Annotated in this window: 5 protein-coding genes and 1 pseudogene; all 6 read right to left on the bottom strand. The window is 63.8% G+C overall.

Features of this window, described 5'->3' with window-relative positions; translation table 11 throughout:
- Positions 1-37 precede the first annotated feature (37 nt).
- A pseudogene (locus tag EN991_RS24460) lies at positions 38-517 on the bottom strand (sugar ABC transporter permease); the annotation flags it as partial.
- The gene (locus EN991_RS24455; RefSeq protein ID WP_013530724.1) at positions 514-1,335 is read right to left on the bottom strand and encodes an ATP-binding cassette domain-containing protein; all 822 of its coding nucleotides are present in this window, start codon (positions 1,333-1,335) and stop codon (positions 514-516) included. The pseudogene EN991_RS24460 and the gene EN991_RS24455, both read right to left, overlap by 4 nt.
- 96 nt (positions 1,336-1,431) lie before the next feature.
- Positions 1,432-2,520: a sugar ABC transporter substrate-binding protein gene (locus EN991_RS24450; RefSeq protein ID WP_013530723.1), complete on the bottom strand. Its 1,089-nt coding sequence runs from the start codon at positions 2,518-2,520 to the stop codon at positions 1,432-1,434.
- Positions 2,521-2,768: 248 nt separating this feature from the next.
- Positions 2,769-3,653 (bottom strand): AraC family transcriptional regulator, encoded by an 885-nt coding sequence (locus EN991_RS24445; RefSeq protein ID WP_013530722.1) that lies wholly within the window; start codon positions 3,651-3,653, stop codon positions 2,769-2,771.
- A gap of 335 nt (positions 3,654-3,988) precedes the next feature.
- Positions 3,989-4,282, bottom strand: coding sequence for a DUF982 domain-containing protein (locus EN991_RS24440; protein ID WP_127369724.1), 294 nt, complete (start codon positions 4,280-4,282; stop codon positions 3,989-3,991).
- Positions 4,283-4,380: 98 nt separating this feature from the next.
- Positions 4,381-4,614, bottom strand: a 234-nt coding sequence (locus EN991_RS24435; protein ID WP_348630505.1) for a hypothetical protein, incomplete at its 5' end; no start/stop codon positions are given.

The following is a 4,614-nucleotide window of genomic DNA, read 5'->3' as shown; positions in this document are numbered from 1 at the left end:
CCGCTGTTGCCGTCGGCGGCTTCATCGGCGCCCTCTATGCGCTGCTGTTCAACCGGCTCGGCATGCCGAGCCGGTTGAACAGCAGCGCATAGAGGGCGCCGATGAAGCCGCCGACGGCAACAGCGGCCAGAATCGCGAGCGCCACCGGCCAGCCCTGGTTGACCCACAGCGTGCCGACCATGGCCGAGGCAAAGCCGCTGATCGAACCGACCGACAGGTCGATCTCGCCGACCATCAAAACGCAGACGATGCCGAGCGCGATGACGCCGACGGTGGAGCAATCGAACAGCAGATTGACCAGATTGCTGCTCGACAGGAAGATCGGGTTGATGCTGGCGAACACCGTCCAGATGATGACCAGCCCGACAATCACTGGCAGCGAGCCGAGATCGCCCGAGCGGACCCGGTCGAAGAACCGGCGGATGGCGCCGCCGATCCCCGCCTCGTGCTTGACGCGCACATCGGCGCGGTCGAGCTGCGGCGGCACGGGGGCAGCCTGTTCGGCTTCGCGGCTCATGGGCGTGGCTCCTGGGTCTGGTCTTGCCTGGCCTGCCTGCGCTCGGCGCGCCGCGACACCGAATTGTTCGAAGCGCCGGTGATGGCGCTGACCAGTTCCTGGTTCGAGGCATCGGGCGAGAAGATGCCGTTGTTGCGGCCAAGCCGCAGCACGACGATGCGGTCGGCGACGGCGCGCACGTCTTCCATGTTGTGGCTGATGATGACGACGCCGAGGCCGCGGTCGCGCACCCGCTCGATCAAATTGAGCACTTCCGCCGTCTGCGCCACGCCAAGCGCTGCCGTCGGCTCGTCGAGCAGGATGAGCTTGGGTTCGAGCAGCAGCGAGCGCGCGATCGCCACCGTCTGGCGCTGGCCGCCCGACAGTGAAGCGACCACTTCGCGGACACTCGGGATGCGCGCCGAAAGCTCGTTGAGCAGCGTCCAGGCGCGCACTTCCATCGCCACCTCGTCCAGCCGCAGCGGGCTGAGTTCGCGGCCAAGGAAGATGTTGGCGACGATGTCGAGGTTCTCGCACAGCGCCAGGTCCTGGAACACGGTGGCGATACCGAGCGTCAGCGCGGCACTCGGATCGGCAAGCGTCACCGGCTTGCCGCGAAAACTGATCGTGCCTGAGCTCGGCTGATGCACGCCGGCCAGGATCTTGACCAGGGTCGACTTGCCGGCGCCATTGTCGCCGACCAGCGCCACCACTTCGCCTGCATGAACATCGAGATCGATGTCGGTGAGCGCCGAAACGGCGCCGAAATTCTTCGAAACGCCGCGCAGGCTGAGCACCAGCTCGCCTGCCGGAACCGGTTCGTCCGAGGTATCGGTCATGCCAGGAAGCCTTTCAAAACCGGTTCAAAAATTTCGCATGAGCGCTGCCTGGCCACCGCGCGGGTGGCCAGGCAGCGGAGCGGGCAAGGGTCGCGGTCAGTTCCCGATGCCCAGCTTCTTGCAGCCTTCCGCGTAACGATCGACGCAGAGCTCGGCCGCGGTGTTGATCTTCTTGTCGATGATCTCGGCCTTCAGGTTTTCCTGCGTCACAACAGCCGGCGTGAACAGCTGCGAGGGCGTATCGTACAGCGTCATCTCGGCCTTAGGCGTCTCGCCAGAAAGTAGCTTGATGGCGATGTTGGCGGCGGCCGCCGCCACGATCTCGCTCGGCTTGGAGATGGTGTTGTACTGGTCGCCGGCGATGATCAGCTGCAAGGCTGCGATGGTCGCGTCATTGCCGGTCACCGGCGGCACCGGATCGACGCCGGCCGCCTTGAAGGCCGCGATGGCGCCGCCACCGGTGCCGTCATTGGCGGCAACCACGCCGAGGATTTTCGGGCCGAAGCGGGTGATCTGGCCGCCGGCCCATTGCTGCGCCTTCGGCGGCGCCCATTCCGGCGTGTCGTATTCGGCCAGGATCTTGTAGCCGCTGTTGTCGAGGCCGGCATGGATGCCCTTCTTGATCAGGCCGGCCGCCGCGTCGGTCGGCGAACCGTTGATCTGTAAAACGCCGCCGGTGGCCGGATCGACCTTCAGCGCCTTCAGGTGCTCGACCAGCGAATCGGCGATGGCCTTGCCGATGCCTTCATTGTTGAACGAGACATAGAAGTCGGCCGGCGCTGTCGGGATTGGCCGGTCATAGGCTATGACCTTGATGCCCTGGCTCTGCGCCAGCTTGACCAGCGAGGCGGCGGCGGTCGAGTCGACGGGGTCGAGCACAATCGCCTTGGCGCCCTGCGAGATCACCGAGTTGAACTGCTGCTGCTGGCGCGAGGCGTCGGCATCGGCGTTCTGGTAGAGCACCTTGCAGCCCGGGCATAGCTTCTTCATCTCGGCGGCGAAGCCGGGATAATCATGCTGTTCGTAACGGGTCGAGGCCTGATCAGGCATCAGGAAGGCGACGGTGGCGTCGGTGACTTCGGCTGCCTTGGCGATAGCGGCGGTGCCTGCCAGCAGCGACAGCGCAAGCGCTGCCATGCCGGCGGACTTGCCAGTGGACTTCAATGAAATTGAAAGTTTGGTCATTCGGTCTTCTCCGTTTCTGGATATGTTGTAAGAAGGTCGTTGACTGCTTTGGTGGTCTGAAGACACCCATCCACCCTCGCCCCAACTGCAGGGGAACCAGGGTCCGGCGCTGGACTTTCGAGCCGCGCCGACGTCCTCCGCCGACGGAGGAATTCGAGACAAGCGTTCCCCATCGCGAACCGCTCAACGCGGCTCACGTCCGTCATGCAAAAGAAAAATCCTCCCTTGGTTCCTCCCTGGCTCCTCCGTTAAGCGGCTTTTCCCGCGTTGATGTTGTCGGCCAGCAGGCGCCTGAAGCGCGAGGGCGGCATGCCCTTCTCCGCCAGGAACTGCCGGTTGAAATTGGACAGGTTGTTGAAGCCGACCTCGTAGCAGATGTCGGTGATCGAGGCCTGCTCGTCGCTCATCAGGATCTGGCAGGCGAGATTGATGCGCAGCCGCTTGACGTACTGCACCAGCGACATGCCGGTGTGGCGGCGAAACGAGCGCGAGAAGGCCCCGGTCGACTGGCCGGCGATGGCGGCGAGATCCGCCTCGTCGAACAGCTGCGTCAGGTTCTCCCTGATATAGGCGAGCGCCTTGTTCATGCCGGCGGTCATGTAGCCCGACGGATCGGGCCGATAGCTGGCGCTGGCCAGCAGCTGGAATTCCTGGGCGCGGCTTAGCAGGCCGGCGATCATCATGAACAGCTCGATGCGGCGCACGCCCTGCGCCTGCATCATCTCTTCCATCAATGGCGCCAGCGCCTTGCTGGTGCGGTTGGAAAACAGCACGCCGCGCCGCGACGCCTCGAGCAGAGCCGCAAGCCCCGCCAGCTCCGGCAGCACATGCATGGCATCGCCGATGAAACTTTCGGAAAACTGAATGATGCGGCCGCGCAGCGGGATCGAGCTGTCCTTGGGGATGTCGCTGACCCAATTGTGCGGCAGGTTCGGCCCCGTCAGCACCAGATTGCCCGGCTCGAACTCGCCGATGAAGTCGCCGACGAAATAGCGGCCGTTGGTGAAGATTACCTGATGCAGTTCATATTCTGGATGGAAGTGCCAGCGCACCGTATGGAAGGGGTAGCCATGCGACCACGCCTTGAAGGACTCCCCGCGTCGTATCTGGACAACTTCCAGGTCCGGTTCCATGTCCGTTTCCTCCCGGCCGGCACGGATATTTGCCGCGTTCGGCCCAATTCCCTAAACCGGCCGAATTGGTTTCGGCTCTGCATTTCAAGAGCCACGGTACCGGCTCATGACAACAGGCGCCACCACGATTCAAGACAATGGATGATACTTTTTTAACCGGAAGGGCGCGCTCAGAGGCGCTATTCGGGCAGAACAGGTCAGTCTTGCTGACGCGTTCGCTCGACTGACCAACGAGAACACTACCGCCCGAAACGGAATTCCAACGTGTCCGGTGGGCGCCTGGCCTATCGCAAGAACAGCGTGTTCAGGCGCTGATGCAGCGCCGTCATCGTAGTTCAGCTGGTGCGCAGCGCACCACCCGCCGCCGTCGCGAGCGGCGTAACCATGTCAGGCACCAGTATGTCGTGGCGGCGCGCGAAGCTGACCAGCGTGGCCCGCACCGTCTCCGGATCGATTTCGCCGACGATGCCCGCCTTGCAAGCGTTGAGTGCGATGGCATGGGCGCCGTTGCGGCCGGCGCTCGGCCAGTCCTGCAGCAGTGCATAGGCTTCCATCACGCTGTCGATCTTCCTCGGAAAGCCCATTCCGACCAGAAGTGTGACCGGTTCCTCGAATTGCCCGCGATTCATGGCTTGTGCCTCCTCTCGATTGTTCAGGGCCTGCGGCGGGCCGAACACCGGGAAGCACGGCCCGCCGCGGATAGGTGAAGGGACTGGCCGATTTCCGTTCAGCCGCTGCCGGCGGATACCTCGGATGTTGCCGACACTTGCTGCGCTGCGAGGAACATCAGTGCCGACGCCGCGGTTCGCCGGTTCCAGCCGGCGGCTTCAGCCATGTCGAGCAGCCCTGCCAGCAGCGGCTTCAGCACGTTCCTGCATTCTGTTTCATAGGCCAGGAATTCCTTCGCTTGATGCGTAGGAGCCGGTACGGATCCGAGGCCAGCCATTGCATCCATCTTTAC

The organism is Mesorhizobium sp. M7A.F.Ca.US.005.03.2.1, from assembly GCF_003997795.1.
In the GTDB taxonomy this organism is placed as follows: Bacteria; Pseudomonadota; Alphaproteobacteria; order Rhizobiales; family Rhizobiaceae; genus Mesorhizobium; species Mesorhizobium ciceri.
Note: the sequence above shows the minus strand (reverse complement) of the source record. Positions and strands in the feature narration are given on the sequence as shown.

Excerpts from the sequence above, each read along its gene's own strand:
- EN991_RS24440 (WP_127369724.1), bottom strand. The coding sequence starts at position 4,282 with ATGAATCGCGGGCAATTCGAGGAACCGGTCACACTTCTGGTCGGAATG.
- EN991_RS24455 (WP_013530724.1), bottom strand. The coding sequence starts at position 1,335 with ATGACCGATACCTCGGACGAACCGGTTCCGGCAGGCGAGCTGGTGCTC.
- EN991_RS24445 (WP_013530722.1), bottom strand. The coding sequence starts at position 3,653 with ATGGAACCGGACCTGGAAGTTGTCCAGATACGACGCGGGGAGTCCTTC.
- EN991_RS24450 (WP_013530723.1), bottom strand. The coding sequence starts at position 2,520 with ATGACCAAACTTTCAATTTCATTGAAGTCCACTGGCAAGTCCGCCGGC.